This is a genomic window from Banduia mediterranea, assembly GCF_031846245.1.
Lineage (GTDB): Bacteria > Pseudomonadota > Gammaproteobacteria > Nevskiales > Nevskiaceae > Banduia > Banduia mediterranea.
This window is the reverse complement of the sequence record NZ_JAVRIC010000026.1, coordinates 14,812-30,243: the sequence shown is the minus strand read 5'-3', so window position 1 is coordinate 30,243 and position 15,432 is coordinate 14,812. Positions and strand designations below refer to the sequence as shown.

Below are 15,432 nucleotides of genomic sequence, written 5' to 3'. Positions count from 1 at the left end.
GGCGACGGCCGGTCTCGAAATCCCGGTGGAAATCAGAGCCAGCCCGCCTGCCGATACCAGGCGGCGGTTTCGGCAAACCCCGATTCCAGATCGTGGCGCGGCTGCCACGCGGCGGGCCGCGCCCATTCGGTCTCGGACACCGACCAATCGAGATGACGCAGCTCGCGCAGCTTCTGCGAACTGAGCATCGAAGCGGAGCCGAACAGGTGCGCGACATCACCGACGGCCGCGACGCCGCGCAACAGCGGCCACGGCGCCGCGAACAGTTTCGGGTTCGGGTTGCCGACCGCCCGTGCCGCGGCGCCAAGAACCTCGGCCCAGGAGTATCCCTGCGGCCGCGCGTCGGCGGCGGTCAGCACGCGCCCTTGCGGCGGGCCGGCCGCCAGCACCGTCAGCAGCGACACCAGATCGGCGACGTGAATCAAGGCTGAGCGGGCTGCACTCGGCCCCAGCATCGGCACCAGGCGAGCGCGCGCGAGCTGGAAGAACACCAGGGTTTCGCGATCGCCGGGACCGTAGACCGCAGGCGGACGCAGCACCGTCGCCTGCGCGCCGCGCAGGGCCAACGCCGCTTCTTCACCGGCTCGCTTGCTCGCAGCGTAATCGGACAGCTTCGGTTCACGCGCCGCGAGACTGGAGACATGCAGGAAATGCGCACCCGGCGCCTCGTTTGCGGCGATCCGCGCCAGCGATTCGGTCCCTTGGAGGTTGACGCGATAGAACTGCTCACGCCGGGCTGCCTTGATCAGGCCAGCGACGTGAATGATCGCATCGGCGCCTTCGACCAGACGCGATAGTGCCGCGGCTTGCCCAAGCTCGCCGGCCACCACCTCCGGCCGCAGCCCCTGCCACAAGGGATCGACCGGCTCGCGGCGCAGCAACAGCCGCACCCGCCAGCCCGCATGCACAAGCGCCGGGACGAGATGCCGGCCAATGAAGCCGGTGGCGCCGGTCACGGCCGCAAGCGGTGCCTGCGCGGAATTCTGCTGCGACTGAGTCATCGGGGTCGGTTTTTGAACGGAAGGTCGCGGATACTCGCCGGTGCCGGGGTTGGCTCCACCACCATCCGGCTCACAGCGTCCAAAGGACTGTATAGAACAATAGGGCATTCCTCGACCGATATCCTCCCCAGAAATGACTCACCCCCATGACAATGCGACCTGAGACTGCGACCTCTTCACAATTACTGAAGGTAGCCGCCTCTCATGAAACCCGAAATTCAAGTCCTTCCCACCTCGGAGCAAGCCGTGTCAAGTGCCTCGGCAGCAAGGCCCCGTGGATCCAATGAGTTGACTGCCAAGACGTCGCGACGGCGATTCTCCTTGAGGGATAAGCGCCGGATTCCTGGCATGGCCCAGAACCTGCCGGGCGGCAAGATCGGCGCCTTACTGCGCGAGAGCTCTTGTATTCATCGCACCTGAGCGCTTGGCGGCAGCAGATAGCCGCGCTCAACGCCGCAACGCCAGAGCCCAAGCGTGCGTTGCCAATGTTTCGATCCGGCCATTGAAGCGGACATGACAAAGTCCTAAAATTGGCTAGCATCTATCGTAATACCATGATAATAATGGACTATTATTGATGAAGAACAGGACATAAAATCGGACATGGAAACGCCTGTCGATCGCGGCGAGATACCGGCGACGATGGAGCCGCTGTTGATCCGGGAAAGCTCCGCGCACCGCTCCCGGCTGGTCGATCTGGCTGTCGAGCTGACGGCGAAATCGACCGGGCTGAGCCGCAGCCTGTCGCCGCAGATCATGCGGGCGCTGGCGACGATGGTGCGTTCGATGAATTGCTATTACAGCAATCTGATCGAAGGTCACGATACGCACCCGGTCGATATTGAGCGGGCGCTCAAGGAAGATTACAGCCGCGACCCGAAGAAGCGCGATCTTCAGCTCGAAGCCAAAGCCCATATCGAGGTGCAGCAGTGGATCGACGAAGGCGGCTTGCCCGGTCCGGCCACCTCAGAGGCCTCGATTCTCGCGGTGCACCAGCGCTTTTGTGGGCGCCTGCCGGATGATTTGCTCTGGGTGGAAAATCCGGACACGGAGGAACGCATCCGGGTGATACCGGGCCGCCTGCGTCATCGTGACGTGGCCGTGGGGCGGCATATCCCCGCTAGTCCCGGAGCCCTGCCCCGTTTCATGCGGCGCTTCGAGGACGGCTATGCCAGGCTCGGCAAGGTGGAGACGATCATCTCGGCGGCGACCGCGCATCATCGCCTGCTGTGGATGCACCCGTTTCTGGATGGAAACGGCCGCGTGGCGCGCCTGATGTCCTACGCCATTCTGCGCGAGGCGATGAATACCGGCGGCATCTGGTCGGTGGCGCGCGGGCTGGCACGGCGGGAGCAAGCCTACAAAACCCATCTGGCGGCCTGTGACGAGCCACGCCACGGCGACTATGACGGGCGCGGCAATCTCAGTGAATCGCGTCTGGCCGAGTTTGCGGTGTTCTTTCTGGAAACCTGCATCGACCAGATCAACTTCATGGAATCGCTGATCCAGCCCGAGCGTCTGCGCCATCGCATCCTGATCTGGGCCGAAGAGGAAATCCGGCTTGGCAACTTACCGCCACGCGCAGACGCAGTACTCGATGCGGTGCTCTATCGCGGGGAGCTGCCGCGCGCGGATGCCCTCAAGGTTCTGGGAACCGGCGAGCGCCAGGCCCGCAGGATCACGTCGGCCCTGCTGGATGCGGGTGTGCTGACAGCCGCCTCAACCCGCGCCCCTCTGCATCTGGCGTTTCCGGCGAAGCTTGCGGCGCGCTGGCTGCCGGGACTGTTTCCCGATCAATAAAAATCCGGGTCTATTGACACGACCGATGCACGTCGCCTTCATCTACAACGCCCAGCTTCACCAGATTCCGCATTCGCTGCCGATCGCGCTCGAACTGGCGGCGCGTCATCGCGATATCCGTGTGGACGTGGCTGGCGTCAGCGAACGGCATCTGGACTTTGCGCGGCGTCTCGCCCGGCGTTACGGACTGAAGGCGCCGATCGAGTACCGGCTGCTGAAACGCCCCTGGGAAGCGCGGCTGCATGCCACGCTCAGTGGCGCAACGGCGCCGCTGAAGAAACGCACGCTGATGGCCAATCTCGACTATTTGTCAGGCTGTGACGCGCTGGTTACCCCGGAACGGACTTCGCTGGTGCTGCGGCGCAAGGGTCGATTGCCGCGCACACGCATGATCTACACCGGCCACGGCGCTGGCGACCGCGCGATGGCGGTGGCGCCTGGAACAACGATCCAAACCATCGCTTCTGGTCGCTGGGTCCGGTGCTCGATCACCTCAACAGGCTCGACGATGCCCGGCAAGAGGCGATCGACAGCCATCCGCAGTACCAAGCACTGCAAACGGCCTACTTCGAAGAAACCTTCGGTGGTGCCGGCCAGGGCGAGGTGCCCTCGTCGCGGCACGGCGCCGACGTCATCGCGGACTATCTGCGCCGGACACCGAAGTAGCCAGCGGGAACTTGCGCCAGCGCCGCTGGTGCCAGCTCCACAGCTCCGGGTGTTCGAGCACCATGGACTCGGTGGCTGCGACCAATCGCGCCAGATCATCTTCCAGTGCGGCTCCGGCCTCGAACTCGATCGGCGTTCCGATCTCGAAACGCCAGCGTGGTGAGGCCGCTGTGGTGGCCACCGGCAGCACCGGCGCGCGTGCGTGGCGTGCCAGTTGCGCTGGTCCTGCGGGCATCGGCATGTCCTTGCCGAGAAATCGCTGGACCGTGCCGTCCTCGGCTTTCTTGACGCCCTGGTCCAGCATCAGGAACACGATGCGGCCCTGCCGCAGCGCAGCGAGCATCTGGCCGTAGGCCTTGATCCCGGTATTCGCCAGAATGCCCTGGATGCCGTAGCGCTCCAGACCCTCATGGAAGAATCCGGCGGACATCATGATCGCCTCGCGATAGACCACGCTGACCGGCCAGCCGGCATTGGCGAGACGCACGGTGAGCAGTAGGCCATTGCCGCTGTGCGAAGCCAGCAGGATCGCGCCGCGGCCGCCCGCCATCGCCGCCTGCAGGTGCTCCAGGCCGCCGACTTCGCAATGCGCGGCGAGCCGCGCCTCGTCGATCGGGCGCTCGAACATCGCCATGATTTCGGAGACCGCACCATTGTTGAGGCGATACGATCGACGCAGGCAGGCGCGAACCGCAGACTCGTTGGGAGACCGGCCGAGCAGCACGGCCAGATCGTTCTGCAGCCGGCGGCGCGAACGCCACATCAGGTGGAACTGCAATTCGCCAAGGACGGCACCAAGACTCCGTGCCCGTTCGAACCCGGCCAGGCGCAGCAACTGACGGATCACGCGAAACATCCAGCGCCGACGGGCGCGCTTCACACGCAGCGCCAGTCGCGGCCTGGGCTCAGTCATCGACCACGACATCGCCGGCAACGCGCGGTTGCGGCTGCAACACCATGTGCCCCTCCGCGAGCCGATAGACATGATCGGCCGCGCCGAGCAGCTGGCCCTGATGCGCCACGGCCAGCATCGTCAACCGGCCCTTGAGATGGCTCACGGTCTCGACCACGGCGGCCTGGGCTTCGGCATCGAGGCTGCTGGTGGCCTCGTCGAGGATCAGCAGGCGCGGCTTGTGCACCAGTGCGCGCGCGATCGCCAGACGCTGACGCTGCCCGCCGGACAGGCGTGAGCCGCCCTCTCCAACACGCGTCTGCAGACCGTCCGACATTGCCTCCACGAAGTCCAGGGCGTCGGCCGAACGCAGTGCTTCGCGCAGATCGTCCTCGCTCAGGTCGGTCTCGCCCAGACTCAGGTTGTAGGCCACCGATTCGTTGACCATCACCGAATCCTGCGGAACATAGCCGATCTGGCGGCGCCATTGCCGCAGGTCGAGTTCGGCCAGCGACACGCCGTCGATCAGGATGTGGCCGGATTCCGGCTGCAACAGGCCCACCACCAGATCCAGCAGCGTGGTCTTGCCGGCGCCGGACGGACCGACGATGACCGTCAGCGCGCGTGCCGGCACCTCGAAGCTCGTCTGATCGAGAATCGCGCGGCCGTCGCCATGGCTGAAGCGCACGGCGTCGAAACGGATGCTCTCGTTCAACTGCACGGTCCACGTGCCGCCGCGCGGTTCGCTCTGCGCACGGGCGTCCTCGATACTGTCGATCAGCGACCAGTAGGCGCTCTCGCGCACCACCACCTGCTGGAATGCCCGCTGCCCCTTGGACAGATAGCTGACCACGCGCGCCAGCAGGAACAGCATCACCAACACGGCCGCCAGCGGCATCTTCAGCACCACCAGGCTCAGGAAGAAGCCGATGCCGACCATGATCGCCAGCAGCGGTTCCTGCAGCGCCGTCAGCGCCTCCTTGCTGATCACCTGCCGCCGCAGCGCGCGGCGCAGCTGCCGGGTCTGGTCGGACAGCAACGCATCGACATGATCCTCGCGCGCCATCGCCTTGAGCGGCTTGGCGGCCGCGAGCTGTCCGCTGATCGCCGACAGCAGCGTTCCGAGCAGGCGCGTCTGGTACTGACCGGCACGACGCGAGCTGCGGATCAGGGTCTGCAGCACCGTCAGCATCAGGCCACCGGCCACCACCGCAGCGACGCCGGCCTGCCAGGAGATCGTCAGCGCGATGACCATGTAGATCATCGAATTGAGCAGCATCGCCGACATTTCGGCGCTGTACTGGAACGCCTCGGACGCGCGCTGCGCCTCGGTGGCCACGGCGTTCGACAGCCGCCCCACCGACTGCTGCAAGTAGTACTTCCAGCGCGCACCCATGACCGCGCGAATCAGCGCCAGACGCAGATCGGTGGCGATGTGCGCCACGGCGTAGCCGACCTGTCGGTTGGCGAGCAGGCTCAGCACCGCCTTGAGTCCGATCAGCACCGTGGCCAGGCTCAGCAGTACCGGAGCGGTCGGTTGCAGACCGAGAGTTGCGGCAACACGCAGCGCGACCTGCTCCGGCAGGGACGGATCGGCGGTATCGCCGTCGGTCGCCACCGCCAGCATCGACAACAGCATCGACAGGCCCAGTCCATCCAGGAGCCCGGCAACGAAGACCGCGCTCAGCGCCGCCGCGCTGCGTCCTGGGTAGGCGCGCACCAAGGCGCCGATCATCGGCCAGGCGCCACGGCTGCTCGCCGCAACCAGCGGTGGAGTCTTGCTGCGCTTCATGGTTGCAGGAACCGCAGGATCGGACCCGGCGAAATGCTCAGGGGTCGCGCCGGATCGGCGTCAAAACCCTCGCCATCGAGCGAGTAGCCGCGCATTCCGCTGATCCGCAGCTGTGGGCAGCGACCGCTGAGATAACCGTTCTCGATCGTCATGCCCGGTTTGAAGCGTCCGGTGAGGATGCGCCACAGCCCAAGCCAGAACCCAGGGGCACCGGCTTTCACGACCGTCACGCGCAACACGCCTTCACCGCGCGCGGCGTACGGATTGAACCAACCGGTTCGGTGCTGCAAGGTGGTCGCGATGAACACGCTGGTCGGCGCACTCATGCACCCGGCCGGACCGGCATCGACCGTCAGCCTGGGGCGCGGCGGCAGGCGCGGCCGACCGAACAGAGCCGACAGACCCAGCCGGAGCACGCACCACAAGGAGCTCAGATGTCCGCTGCGCAACCGCCCCGAACCGCGATGGCGGAACAGCTGGCACTCCCGGACCACGTCATCGACCAGCGCGGCGCCGACAAAGAAACCGTAACGCGGTGGCGCCGGCGCCTGCTCCACACACAAGGTGTGACGCTCCTCGACCACCATCTCGCAATGCGGTTCGCGCGCCTGCCGCAGAGCGCGTTCCAGGGCCGCCAGCGTGTTTCCCTGCGGCTTGAGGTCCGCCGCCGTGAGATTGGTACGCCCGCCCGGCAATACCAGCAGATCGGGCTTCCAGCTACCCTCGGGCAAGCGCGCCAGCGCGTCCACGATGGCGTGTACCGTCCCGTCCCCGGACAGCACCAGCACATGGCGTTGGCGACGCGACAGGATCGATCTCAGGGCGATATCGACCGACCGCGGATGGTCGGCCTCGATCACTTCGGCGCCAAGCGCCCGCGCCAGCGCCGCGGCCCGTGCAGCGAGACCCTTGCGTGATACACGGAAGCTGAGCGGATTGATGATCAGACAAGGCGGCGGCGCGGTGTCGGCCTGGCTGACCGGCGCCGTAGTGAGCCCGGAGGCGCAAGCGCTCAAGAGTGATGGGACTCCGGACGCCAAACCGGCATCGCCGATGCGGCGGGTGGCGTCTGTAGCGCCGAGCGCAGCAATTGCTGCGCGGCGACGAAAAAATTGGGGCAGTTGACGGCGTGATACGGCGAGCCCGGCGGCAGCGCCTGCATCAGTCGCCGGTGCGCAGTGCCGAGATTGTGATACGGCATCGACGGAAACAGATGATGCAGCGCGTGATACCGCAGACCCACCGGAAACAGCAGCATGGTGAGCCAGGTCTGCCCGGTGATATTGATCGAATCCCCAACCTGCTGCGAACGGCTCAGAACCTCACCGCGGTTGGCATAGCGATGCGCCGCCAGATTGCGTACCCAGTTGAGGCTCAAGGTCCAGGCCAGCAGGGCATAGCCCATGAGCAGCTGCCCCAGGCTGATCCTGTGCGTGAACATCAGGGCGCCGATCGCGGCGAGATAGAGAAAGCATAAGGCTTCCACGATCAGCAGATGCCGTTCGTCCCGCTTAGGGAAACGCTTGCGGTAGTAGGGATTGGAAACCGCCGCCGAGGCCGCCGTCAGCACCCATTCGCGAAACCGGCGATTCAGATGCGACAGCGGTCCCAGCACGCCGAAGCGGACGATCATGAATAGCGGCAGCAGCGGCGCCTGCACCAGATACTTGACCGTCTCCCGAATCGGCGAGGAGGCCAGCGGCAGATACTCTCCATCCATCGGCGTGCCGAAACGCTTGGGGCTGTGATGCTCGACGTGGTTGCGATACATCACCCAGGGCATCAACAGCGGAATGCCGAGCAGCAGGTTCCAGACCCGTCCGAAACTGCGCATCTGGCCGCGCGGGAAATGCACGAGCTCGTGAATGAAGGTGCCGGCGCGGAAGAACAGAATGCTCGCGCCGAGAAAGGCGGCGATCTGCAACAGACTCCACGGCGCGGCCAGGAAATACACCACCGTGAGCGCCCAGGCGCCGCCCGCGCTCAGCAACAGGTCGGTCCAGTAGATCACCGGCGAACGCCCGAACAGATCGGCCACGATCGCATGCGCCTGGGGTATCCAGTCGAAATCTTCGACCACGGAATCATTGCTCGCGGCGTCTTGCGTCAATGTGGACGCTGGATCGGTTGTGGTCACGGCGGCTCGTCAGAATGGGGAGGTCTACAGCGGAAGGATAGAACCGCGCGAATCGCTCGGCAACCGCGCGACCATGCTGCGCCCTGCGCGGCACCTACTCGATTACCTCGACCGTGTCGCCGATCCGCAAGCCGCCCCCGCTCCGAGCGACCAGGTTCTGGCCGAACATCACTTCGCTGCCGACGCGTCGATAGGTCGCGAGCGTACGCAGCGGCTCGCCGCGCGGATCGCGCTCCGCAGTCTCGGGATCGATCGTGGTGAACTTGCAGCGTGCGCAGGGCTTGACCACATCGAATTCGACGGCCCCGATGCGCACGCGCTTCCACTCGTCCTCGGCATGCGCGGACGTGCCGCTGACGACCAGGTTCGGTCGGAAGCGCAGCATCGACAGTTCGCGGCCGATTCGATGATTCAAGCCGGCCAGCGAGGCTTCCGAGATCAGTAACATCGGATAGGCATCCGCGAAGCTCACCTCGTCGTCGGGGTGAACGCGCGACGATCCGATCAGCCGCTGCGCGGCTGCGTCCTGGTACGCCAGTCGTGCCGGCCTGCCGAGGAAGCGGCTGATCCACTCGCTGGCTTCCGGCGCCGCCGGCAAGGCCTGGACTTCGCTGTGCCAGACGACCACGGGCGCGCGCGCCGCTGCGCTGTCTGGCCGCGCCACCACGATCTCAGGCTGCCCGGGCGCCGACAGGGTCAAGCCCGATTCCACCCGGTGCGCGTGGATCAGCGTCAAGCGCGGTTGCTCGCGCCCGGTGATGAAATGCCCCGTGGCATCAACGATCATCCAGCGCCGGTCACCGGCCAGCCCGCGCGGCTCGACGCCGACCTGCTGCACGGACACGGCGGCGCAGGATTTGACCGGATAGATGTAGAGGCCGCTGAGCGTCGCCATCAGCTGCGACTCACTTCTTCTTCGGGGACACCCACATCTTAATCGATGCGCGGAATACGGTCTGACCGGCGGTGTCGCTGACCTCCACACTCATACCCTTGGGAATCCAGCGATGGCTATCCGGCACGGTGGCTTCCATCAGCATGCCGGCGGCCAGTTCGGCCATGTTGCACATCGCAATGGCGTACACGGTGCCCAGATGATTGGTGACGGAGCAGCGTTTGCGAATATGCGCTTCGGCGTATTGCGCACGCATTTCCTTCACCAGGCGATGAATGCTCGAAAAATAGGGCGCCTTCAGGCAGATCGCAGGCGTGAACAACTGGCGCCCCATCGGCACCGCCGCGAAACCACGAAACAGGGCAAGCGTGCTCGGAACGGATTCGGACATGGCAGGCTCACACGGTGCAAAGATCGGAAAATCCAATTCACCGTGCCCGAACGATGCAGATTCCCGCTTCGCTCAGGCCTCCGGCAGCGGTCGGTCCGGCGGCGGAGTGTGCAGTTCAGGACTTAGCCGCTGCGGCCCGTCGCCCTCCGGATACGGCGGCTCCGTCGCCGAGGACGATGCATGAAGTTCGGTTCTCAGGCGCGGCAGGTAGTCCGGATAGTCGCGCTGGATCATGTCGATCACGGCTTCGCGTACGCGGCAGCGCAGATCCCAGGCGCGCGGCGCGTCCGGCGCCGTGACCAGAGCCCGCAACTGGATTGCCCGCTCGGTACTGTCGGTGACCTGCAACATCGCAAGACGCCCGTCCCATTCGGGTGCGCCCTCACAGGCGCGCTTGATTTCGTCGCGGATCGGCTGCAGCGGCATGCGGTAATCGACCCACCAGTACACCGTACCGATCAGGCGCGAGCTGTAGCGCGTCCAGTTCTGGAACGGGTGGTCGATGAACCATTGCAGGGGCAGCACCAGGCGGCGTTCGTCCCAGATGCGCACGACCACGTAGGTGGCCTTGATCTCCTCGATCCAGCCCCATTCGCCTTCGACGATGACCACGTCCTCCAGGCGGATCGGCTGGGTCAGTGCAATCTGTATGCCGGCCAGCAGGTTCGACAGCACCGGCCGCGCGGCGAAGCCGATGACGATGCCGGCGACGCCGGCCGAGGCCAGCAGGCTCGCGCCGAGCTGGCGCACGCCGGGGAAGGTCATCAGGGCTGTTGCGACGCCGATCACGCAGACCCCGAAGATCGCCATGCGCGTCAACAGCTGCGCCTGGGTATAGATGCGACGGGCACTCAGTTCGCCGCGCTTGATGTCCGGCTCGGTGGCCTGCAGCACCCGGTCACCGAGCCCGCGCGCGAAGCCGGCGCCGGACAGGGTCACAAACAGGATCAGCAACAGCGTGGTGATGTGCTGCACCAGCCCCATCCAGGCAAATTCGCCGGGCGCGGCATCCCAGAACACCAGCAGCGCCACCAGCGGCCAGACCAGGCTCATCGGCCTGGCGGCACGCATCATCATCGCGCGGGTGAGGCTGGTCTCGCGCAGTACGCGGCGTCCGATGAAATACAGCAACTGCCCGAACAGCGCCGCGGCAACGGCGATGCCGAGGGCCGTCAGGATCGTCGCGATAGCGGGGTGTGCCGCAGCGTCCAGCGACTGCGCCAATTGCTCGATGCGATCATCCATTCGGGATTGGCAGGCAAGTTTGTGACCAGGGGCGCCGATCTTGGCAGGTAACGACTGTATCGAAGCTGAGATGGCGCCACTGCAGCGCGGTGGCTACTCGTTGGCGCCCTGAGTGCGGATGTGCAGCAGCAAGCCGCAGTGCTTGCAGTGCACGGCATCCATGTCATGACGGGTCAGCCCGCAGTCCGGGCATTCGTGGCTCACATGCGGCGGCCGGAAGATCGCCTGGATCAGGCGCAGAAACAGCGACACCCCGACGATCATGATGACTACCGACAGCAGGCGTCCGGCCGGGCCCACCATGACGATATCGCCGAAGCCCGTCGTCGTCAGCGTGGTCACGGTGAAGTACAAGGCGTCGACATAGTTGTTGATCTGATCGTTGACGCGCGCCTGCAAGGCGTAGACCGCAGCCGACACCACGAACACGAAGACCAGCAGATGCGTGGCGCTGAAGATCACCAGTTCGTGCCGCCGAAAGAAGCGCGACTGCGTGCGCAGCACCGTGAGTACATGATACGAACGCAGCAGACGCATCGCGCGCAACACCCGCAGGAACGCGAAGTTCTCGGTCAGGCTCGGCGCCAGCAGCGACAGCACCACCACCAGATCGACCAGCACCAGCGGCCGCGAGAAGAACGCCAGACGGTCGCGTGCGACCCACAGGCGCAGTCCCCACTCCACCGCCAGCAGCCCGCCGAGCGCGTAGTCCGCGTAGGTCAGCCAGGGCGAACGCGGCAGGAAAGTGGTGAGCATGAAAAAGCCGATCATGGCCACGTCCAGGGCCAGCATCGTGCAGGCAGGCGGCGTCGCCTGCACGCCGACGTAGGGGTCGACCCAGTAGCGCACACGGTCCCGCACGGTATTTCCAGTATTCGGCATGGGCGGCAGTGTACCCGCGGGCTCGCCGGGGCCTGTTGGCGGATCGCTACGATTCATGCGATTCCCCCCGCGCCGCGCGGCTGCCAGCACGGCGGGCGGAGCGCCGCGCCAGTTCCTGCATGTCGCCCACACGGTCGGACTCGTCCATCACTTCCAGACCCAGCAACTCCTCGATCACGTCCTCGAAGGTCACGACACCGACCGAGGCGCCGTACTCGTCGACCACCACGGCCAGCTGTTCGCGCCGATCCACCAGTTCGCGCAGCAGGCGCGGGATCACCATCAGGTCCGGCACGATCATGACCTCGCGCTGCAGGCTCGCCACCGCGACCTCGCCCTGCCCTTCGGCCTTGGCCGCCAGCAGATCCTTGCGCATGACCATGCCGATCACGCTGTCGACGCTGCCGCGATACACCGGCACGCGCGAGAATTGCAGGCGCGGTCGCCGTTCCAGAAACTGCGTCACGGTCTCGTCGGCATCGGCCGCAATCACCACGGTGCGTGGCGTCATGATTTCGCGCACGCGCTGTTCGCGAAAACGCAGCAGGTTCTGAATGACGCGATATTCCTCCTCGCCGAGCCGGCCTTCCTGCAGTCCGAGTTCGCTCATCGCCAGAAATTCGCGATGGCTGAATACCGATTCGGCGCCGTCGCGACTGAGCCAGTGCGTCAGCATGCGCCCGAACCAGACCAGCGGGAACAGCACCGTCACCAGAGGCCGCAGGCACAGCGCCGTGGGCACCGCCAGACGCTTCCAGTGGTTTGCACCGAGCGTCTTGGGCACGATCTCCGACACAATCAAAATCGCCAACGTCATGCCGGCGGCAACCAGTGCCTCGTAGTGCAGGCTGTAGCCGAATATCCGCACGCCGCCGCTGCCAAGCAGCTTGTTGGCCTGCGCGCCCACACCAATCGCACCAATCGTATGGGCGATCGTGTTGAGTGACAGGATCGCCACCAGCGGACGCTCGATATCGCGTTTGAGTGCGTCCAGCAGACCGGCGCCTCGGCGTCCGCTGGCGAGCTGTTCGGAGACGAAGCTGGGCGTGATCGACAGCAGCACCGCCTCCCACAGCGAACAGGCGAACGAGGTCGCCAGCGCCAGCAGCAGAAACAGCAGCAGTAGTGTCATGTGCGGCGCGGCTCGGACGGGAACAGGATCGAAGCGGCCAAACTTAGTGCCACGTACCCGTACGCGGGCTGAGCCCGCCCTTCCGGCGTCTTCAGCGCTGCGCGCCCAGATACCGGTCCAGCGTCTCCTGCCACTGCGGCGCCTCGGTAACCCGCAGCAGGGCCTGATTGATCGGTTTGCGCAGACGTGAATCGCGCGGCAGCGCCAGCGCGTAGTCCTCTTCGCGCACCAGCTCCGGCAGCACGGTCAACCGGTCCAGTTTCTGTCGAAAAATACGGGACTGCAGAATCGGCGCGTCGTACAGCACGGCGTCGACCTGATTCGTGCTCAGGCGGCGCAGCGCTTCTGCGGGGTCGGCGACCGAGGCGATCGCCAGCCCCTCGCCGCGCGCGAAGTCCTCGCTGGTCGAGCCGGCCACCGAGGCGACGCGAACCCGTGGCAGATCGCTCACACCGCTCACCTGCGTGGTGAGCCGCCCGACCGTGATCGACGAGGCGATCGCCGCCGTGAAGCCGCTGATCGTGATAATGCTGGCGAACATCCAGACCAGACCGATGACACGACCGCCGAACGAGGCCGGCGCCTTGTCGCCATAGCCGACCGTGGTCATGGTGACCGCCGACCACCAGAGGCCCGCGCCGATGCCTTGTGCCGTGGAACCGCCGAACTGTTCCGGATTGCGACGACGTTCGAACAGCCAGACCAGCACCCCGACCAGCAGCAGGACCACCATCAGTGCAGCAATCGCCTTGAGGAAGTCCAGCGACACCAAGGCACCCAAGGCATGCAGCAGGCCCCGTTCCTCACGCGTGGCGATGCCGATGCCGCCGCGGTAGAACGGCTGCGTGAAGTCCACGGCCTCTGCGCGGGCGGCGGTCACGGTGAGCGCCCCGACGCCGAGGTCATAGCGCCCCTCGCCCAAGCCCTGCAGCAAAGCGCCGACGTCGCTGGCGACAAGGTATTCGAAGTCCATGCCCAGATCGTCGGCAATCTGGTTCCACAGCTCGATGGCGATGCCGTCGAAATCACCGTTGTCGGATCGAATCACGAACGGTGGGTTCTGGCGAACACCCACTTTCAATACGTCTGCGGTGGACTCAGCGCTGGAATTTTCGGCTTCAGCGGCAGCCGTGCTTTCGGAGGAGGAAGCAGTGGCTGAGGCTTGGCCGTCCTGGGCCCAGACTGGCGAGGCGGCGAGGAGAGCCAAGCCGACGGCCAACCTTCTTGCGAAGTGCGTCATGCAGGTTCCCTGGTGGTTTCGGGCCACCGACCATAACCCGAGCGGGCCACGCGCCAAAACCCTGCCGAGCGGCTGTCCGGCACGCGCAGGCACCGCCGGCTCAAAAGTGCGCGAGATAACCGCCGTCCACGGCGATGACTTGGCCGGTGACGTAAGACGCCGCCTCGGAAGCCAGAAACACCACGGCACCGGCGATTTCAGCGGGCCTGCCCCAACGCCCCAGCGAGGTGCGGCGGCGCAACCAGTCGTCCAGATCGGCGTCGGCGAGCATCTCGGCATTGGCGGCGGTCGCGAAGAAGCCCGGCGCCACGGCATTGCAGGTGATGCCCTGGGCACCGAGTTCGGCGGCCAGGGCTCGCGTCAGCGCTTCGAGGCCGCCCTTGGCGGCGGTATAGGCGGCATCTCCGCTGCGCGAAATCGGGCCGGCGATGGAGGTGATGTTGATGATGCGGCCACCACTGCGCAGGTGCCGTGCGGCACAGCGCGACAATTGGAACGGCGCCACCAGATCGATTTCCAGCACGCGCCGTACCGCGTCCGAATCCAGCTCTGACAGACCGCGCCGATCGCGCGTACCGGCGTTGTTGACGAGAATGTCGAAGCGTCCTTCACGCCCGGCGATCGAGGCGATCGCCGAATCGATCGCCTGCGAATCGGCCAGGTCGAAGACCACCGGAGTCGCCATCAAGCCCTGCTGCGCGAAGCCACGCGCAGCCGCCTTGAGCTTTTTGACATCACGACCGTGGATATAGACCTTGGCGCCAGCTCGTGCCAGGGCGAACCCGATTTCGTAGCCAAGTCCGCCGGCCGAGCCCGTGACCAGGGCAACACGCGAGGCCAGCGAAAATGGAGATCGGTTCAACTCAGCCACGCGCGTGGGTCTTCAATGTGTGGGACAGCGCCCAATGATAGCGGCAACACCTGAACCACAGGCGCTCAGCATTGTCGCGGACAGACCAAACGACGCTGGAATGCGGCATCGGCGCCGATTGGCCTCGACGGAACGGCCCGTGCCGCTGTCCGTCCAGAGTTCAGCAATGATTCACGGCTAGCGGCTATCAATGGCGGCGCCAGTCCGGTCAGGGCTGATCCCTCCCCCCAGGAGATTCGCAATGTCAAGATTCATGCAGTCGATTTCGATGCTCGCCCCAATGCTGCTGCTCAGCGCATGTGGATCCGAGCCCACCAAGCTCAATCCGACCCCGGATAGCGTCACATTCACCTACGAAGACAATTCTCTCAGCGCCGTTACCCAGAACGCCATGGAGTACTGCTCCGGTCTCGGAAAGTCGGCGAAGATGCGCAATGTCAACGAGGTGGACGACGAGAAGGTCGCGATCTTCGATTGCGTGTGAACCC

At 65.5% G+C, this 15,432-nt stretch carries 16 protein-coding genes; 3 read left to right on the top strand and 13 right to left on the bottom strand.

Features of this window, described 5'->3' with window-relative positions:
• Positions 1 to 32: 32 nt before the first annotated feature.
• Positions 33 to 1,001: an NAD-dependent epimerase/dehydratase family protein gene (locus tag RM530_RS15545; RefSeq protein ID WP_311366175.1), complete on the bottom strand. Its 969-nt coding sequence runs from the start codon at positions 999 to 1,001 to the stop codon at positions 33 to 35.
• Between the two features lie 603 nt (positions 1,002 to 1,604).
• Here RM530_RS15545 and RM530_RS15540 point away from each other — a divergent pair.
• Positions 1,605 to 2,801 (top strand): Fic family protein, encoded by a 1,197-nt coding sequence (locus RM530_RS15540; protein WP_311366174.1) that lies wholly within the window; start codon positions 1,605 to 1,607, stop codon positions 2,799 to 2,801.
• Positions 2,802 to 2,811: 10 nt separating this feature from the next.
• On the opposite strand, the gene RM530_RS15535 is transcribed toward RM530_RS15540, so the two are convergent.
• Positions 2,812 to 3,045, bottom strand: coding sequence for a hypothetical protein (locus tag RM530_RS15535; RefSeq protein WP_311366173.1), 234 nt, complete (start codon positions 3,043 to 3,045; stop codon positions 2,812 to 2,814).
• A 236-nt stretch (positions 3,046 to 3,281) separates the two neighbouring features.
• Between RM530_RS15535 and RM530_RS15530 the strand changes: the two genes are divergently transcribed.
• A complete protein-coding gene (locus tag RM530_RS15530; RefSeq protein WP_311366172.1) occupies positions 3,282 to 3,467 on the top strand; it encodes a hypothetical protein in 186 nt (61 codons plus the stop codon).
• Here RM530_RS15530 and RM530_RS15525 read toward each other — a convergent pair.
• The 11 genes from RM530_RS15525 to RM530_RS15475 form a co-directional block, all read right to left on the bottom strand.
• Entirely contained in the window at positions 3,433 to 4,380 is a 948-nt protein-coding gene (locus RM530_RS15525) for a lysophospholipid acyltransferase family protein (RefSeq protein ID WP_311366171.1), read from the bottom strand. The two genes, RM530_RS15530 and RM530_RS15525, sit on opposite strands and share 35 nt — an antisense overlap.
• Positions 4,373 to 6,151 carry an ABC transporter ATP-binding protein gene (locus tag RM530_RS15520; protein ID WP_311366170.1) on the bottom strand — a complete coding sequence of 593 codons (1,779 nt, stop codon included), beginning with the start codon at positions 6,149 to 6,151 and terminating at the stop codon, positions 4,373 to 4,375. The genes RM530_RS15525 and RM530_RS15520 overlap by 8 nt, the downstream gene beginning before the upstream one ends.
• Entirely contained in the window at positions 6,148 to 7,167 is a 1,020-nt protein-coding gene (locus RM530_RS15515; protein WP_311366169.1) for a diacylglycerol kinase family protein, read from the bottom strand. Before RM530_RS15515 ends, RM530_RS15520 begins: the two co-directional genes overlap by 4 nt.
• The gene (locus RM530_RS15510; protein ID WP_311366168.1) at positions 7,164 to 8,288 is read right to left on the bottom strand and encodes a fatty acid desaturase family protein; all 1,125 of its coding nucleotides are present in this window, start codon (positions 8,286 to 8,288) and stop codon (positions 7,164 to 7,166) included. The genes RM530_RS15515 and RM530_RS15510 overlap by 4 nt, the downstream gene beginning before the upstream one ends.
• 94 nt (positions 8,289 to 8,382) lie before the next feature.
• Positions 8,383 to 9,183, bottom strand: coding sequence for an MOSC domain-containing protein (locus tag RM530_RS15505; RefSeq protein ID WP_311366167.1), 801 nt, complete (start codon positions 9,181 to 9,183; stop codon positions 8,383 to 8,385).
• Between the two features lie 10 nt (positions 9,184 to 9,193).
• Positions 9,194 to 9,574, bottom strand: a complete 381-nt coding sequence (locus RM530_RS15500) for a hotdog fold domain-containing protein (protein WP_311366166.1) — start codon at positions 9,572 to 9,574, stop codon at positions 9,194 to 9,196.
• 72 nt (positions 9,575 to 9,646) lie between these two features.
• Positions 9,647 to 10,819: a mechanosensitive ion channel family protein gene (locus RM530_RS15495; protein WP_311366165.1), complete on the bottom strand. Its 1,173-nt coding sequence runs from the start codon at positions 10,817 to 10,819 to the stop codon at positions 9,647 to 9,649.
• A 93-nt stretch (positions 10,820 to 10,912) separates the two neighbouring features.
• Positions 10,913 to 11,701, bottom strand: a complete 789-nt coding sequence (locus RM530_RS15490; RefSeq protein WP_311366164.1) for a potassium channel family protein — start codon at positions 11,699 to 11,701, stop codon at positions 10,913 to 10,915.
• Positions 11,702 to 11,747: 46 nt separating this feature from the next.
• Complete coding sequence (locus RM530_RS15485; RefSeq protein WP_311366163.1) at positions 11,748 to 12,833, bottom strand: CNNM domain-containing protein; 1,086 nt, start codon at positions 12,831 to 12,833, stop codon at positions 11,748 to 11,750.
• A gap of 91 nt (positions 12,834 to 12,924) precedes the next feature.
• The gene (locus RM530_RS15480) at positions 12,925 to 14,073 is read right to left on the bottom strand and encodes a transporter substrate-binding domain-containing protein (protein ID WP_311366162.1); all 1,149 of its coding nucleotides are present in this window, start codon (positions 14,071 to 14,073) and stop codon (positions 12,925 to 12,927) included.
• A gap of 100 nt (positions 14,074 to 14,173) precedes the next feature.
• Complete coding sequence (locus tag RM530_RS15475) at positions 14,174 to 14,935, bottom strand: SDR family oxidoreductase (protein WP_311366161.1); 762 nt, start codon at positions 14,933 to 14,935, stop codon at positions 14,174 to 14,176.
• Positions 14,936 to 15,185: 250 nt separating this feature from the next.
• Between RM530_RS15475 and RM530_RS15470 the strand changes: the two genes are divergently transcribed.
• Positions 15,186 to 15,428, top strand: coding sequence for a hypothetical protein (locus RM530_RS15470; RefSeq protein ID WP_311366160.1), 243 nt, complete (start codon positions 15,186 to 15,188; stop codon positions 15,426 to 15,428).
• The last annotated feature ends 4 nt before the right edge of the window (positions 15,429 to 15,432 follow it).

Coding starts and splice junctions, on each gene's coding strand:
- RM530_RS15540 (WP_311366174.1), top strand. CDS start 1,605: ATGGAAACGCCTGTCGATCGCGGCGAGATACCGGCGACGATGGAGCCG.
- RM530_RS15470 (WP_311366160.1), top strand. CDS start 15,186: ATGTCAAGATTCATGCAGTCGATTTCGATGCTCGCCCCAATGCTGCTG.
- RM530_RS15480 (WP_311366162.1), bottom strand. CDS start 14,073: ATGACGCACTTCGCAAGAAGGTTGGCCGTCGGCTTGGCTCTCCTCGCC.
- RM530_RS15490 (WP_311366164.1), bottom strand. CDS start 11,701: ATGCCGAATACTGGAAATACCGTGCGGGACCGTGTGCGCTACTGGGTC.
- RM530_RS15495 (WP_311366165.1), bottom strand. CDS start 10,819: ATGGATGATCGCATCGAGCAATTGGCGCAGTCGCTGGACGCTGCGGCA.
- RM530_RS15505 (WP_311366167.1), bottom strand. CDS start 9,183: ATGGCGACGCTCAGCGGCCTCTACATCTATCCGGTCAAATCCTGCGCC.
- RM530_RS15545 (WP_311366175.1), bottom strand. CDS start 1,001: ATGACTCAGTCGCAGCAGAATTCCGCGCAGGCACCGCTTGCGGCCGTG.
- RM530_RS15535 (WP_311366173.1), bottom strand. CDS start 3,045: ATGCAGCCGCGCTTCCCAGGGGCGTTTCAGCAGCCGGTACTCGATCGG.
- RM530_RS15500 (WP_311366166.1), bottom strand. CDS start 9,574: ATGTCCGAATCCGTTCCGAGCACGCTTGCCCTGTTTCGTGGTTTCGCG.
- RM530_RS15525 (WP_311366171.1), bottom strand. CDS start 4,380: ATGACTGAGCCCAGGCCGCGACTGGCGCTGCGTGTGAAGCGCGCCCGT.
- RM530_RS15485 (WP_311366163.1), bottom strand. CDS start 12,833: ATGACACTACTGCTGCTGTTTCTGCTGCTGGCGCTGGCGACCTCGTTC.
- RM530_RS15520 (WP_311366170.1), bottom strand. CDS start 6,151: ATGAAGCGCAGCAAGACTCCACCGCTGGTTGCGGCGAGCAGCCGTGGC.